This is a genomic window from Kitasatospora sp. NPDC059571, assembly GCF_042735675.1.
GTDB lineage: Bacteria > Actinomycetota > Actinomycetes > Streptomycetales > Streptomycetaceae > Kitasatospora.
This window is the reverse complement of the sequence record NZ_JBHWBW010000578.1, coordinates 2,283-4,415: the sequence shown is the minus strand read 5'-3', so window position 1 is coordinate 4,415 and position 2,133 is coordinate 2,283. Positions and strand designations below refer to the sequence as shown.

At 76.5% G+C, this 2,133-nt stretch carries 2 protein-coding genes; both read left to right on the top strand.

Features of this window, described 5'->3' with window-relative positions:
• The coding region (locus ACFV0G_RS35865) for a SulP family inorganic anion transporter (protein ID WP_380556978.1) at positions 1 to 946 on the top strand (946 nt) is incomplete at its 5' end.
• 59 nt (positions 947 to 1,005) lie between these two features.
• Positions 1,006 to 2,064 (top strand): DUF2804 domain-containing protein, encoded by a 1,059-nt coding sequence (locus ACFV0G_RS35860; RefSeq protein ID WP_380556976.1) that lies wholly within the window; start codon positions 1,006 to 1,008, stop codon positions 2,062 to 2,064.
• Positions 2,065 to 2,133 lie beyond the last annotated feature (69 nt).

The window sequence follows — 2,133 nt, the reverse complement described above, 5'->3', positions numbered from 1 at the left end:
CACCCTCGCCGTCCTGGCGCTGTGGCGGCCGCTGCCCGCCGCCGCCCGCACCGTGCCCGCCCCGCTGGCCGCCGTCGGCCTGGCCACCGCCGTGACCGCGCTGGCCGGCCTCCCGGTGGCGAAGATCGAGGTGAAGGGCCTGCTCGGGGTGGTCGACCCGCCGGGCCCCGCGGACCTCTCGGTGCTCACCGGCAGCGCCGGGATCGCCACCGTGCTCGCCTTCACCCTGATCGCCTCCGCGGAGAGCCTGTTCAGCGCCGCCGCGGTGGACCGGCTGCACAGCGGGGCGCGCACCGACTACGACCGCGAGCTGATCGCCCAGGGCGCCGGCAACACCCTGTGCGGCCTGCTCGGCGCGCTGCCGATGACCGCGGTGATCGTGCGCAGTGCGGCCAATGTGCAGGCGGGGGCCCGGACGAAGGCGTCCCGGGTGCTGCACGGCGTGTGGCTGCTGCTGTTCGCGGCACTGCTGCCGGCCGCGCTCGGCGTGATCCCGCTCGCGGCGCTCGCCGGGGTGCTGGTGCACGCCGGCGCCAAGCTGCTGCCCGTCTCCGCCCTGCTGCCGCTCTGGCGCTCGCACCGCGGCGAACTGCTGGTACTGGTCGCCACGGCCGTCGGGATCGTGCTGACCAACCTCTTCGAGGGGGTGCTGCTGGGACTCCTGATCGCGGTGCTCAAGACCGCCTGGGAGACCTCGGCGGTGCACCTGGAGGTGGCCGACGGCGGGGACGGGCCGATCCGGGTGGCGGTGACCGGCAACGCGACCTTCCTGCGGCTGCCGCGCATCCTCGGCACCCTGGAGTCGCTGCCCCGCGACCGCCCGATCGAGCTGGACCTGACGGGTCTTCGCCACCTCGACCACGCCTGCCGGACGGCGCTCGCCGACTGGGCGGCCCGTCACAACGAGCAGGGGGTGGCGCCGGTGAGCGTGCCCGCGCTGCACTGAAGCACATCCCCGTCCCGCCGGGTCCGGCGGGACGGGGCGCGCGGCGCTACCGTGGCGGCGTGACCACCACGGAACGCGAACTGACCGCACCCGTCGACCTCTGCCGGCCGGACGGCCGGCTCGACCCGGCCGCCGTCGGCTGGTCCCGGCGCCCGCTGCACCGCGCCAACCTGCGCGGCTGGGGCCGGACCAAGCGCTGGGAGTACTGGTGCATCACGGGGCCGACGCACATCGTCGCACTCACCGTCAGCGACCTGGACTTCCTCGGCCTCACCTCGGTGTACGTGCTCCGCCACGGCGACGAGGACCGGGCGCCGCAGGACCTGGAGCGGACGGCGCTCTCCCCGTTCGGGCGCGGGGTGCGGCTGCCGGACGGCATCGCCGGAGCGGCCGGGCACGGCGAGGACGTGGTGGTCGGCCCGGAGCGGCCGGTGCGCGGGCAGGTCCGGGTGGAGATCCGGGCCGAGGGCACCGGCACCCGGCTGCGGGCCCGCTGCCTGACCCCGGACCGGCAGCCGGTCGAGCTCGACGTGCTGGTCGAACTGCCGCCCGGCCACGAGACGCTGGGCGTCGTGGTGCCGTGGAGCGACCGGCACTTCCAGTACACCGCCAAGCACACCGCCCGCCCCGCCTCGGGGAGCCTGCGGATCGGCCCGGAGCACCATGCGTTCGGGGCGGACTCCTGGGCGGTGCTCGACCACGGCCGGGGCCGCTGGCCGCACCGGGTCGCCTGGAACTGGGGCGCCGGCTCGGGGCGGACCGACGGACGGGTGGTCGGCCTCCAGTTCGGCGGGAGCTGGACGGCGGGCACGGGGTCGACGGAGAACGCGCTCTGCGTCGACGGCCGCCTCTCCAAGATCGGCGAGGAACTGCTCTGGCTGTACGACCCGGCGGACCCGCTGGCGCCCTGGCAGGTGCGCACCCCCTCCTCCGACCAGGTCGACCTGGTGTTCACCCCGTTCCACGACCGGCGGACCCGCACCGAGGCCGGGCTGCTGGCCAACCGCACCGACCAGTGCTTCGGCCGCTGGACGGGGCGGATCCGCACCGACGACGGCGCGTCGGTCGCGGTGGACGGCCTGCTCGGCTGGGCCGAGGACGTGCGGATGCGCTGGTGACACCTCATCGGGCGGCCCGGGGGGGGGGGGGGGGGGGGGCGCGCGGGGGGCGGGCGGGCGCGGGGGCGG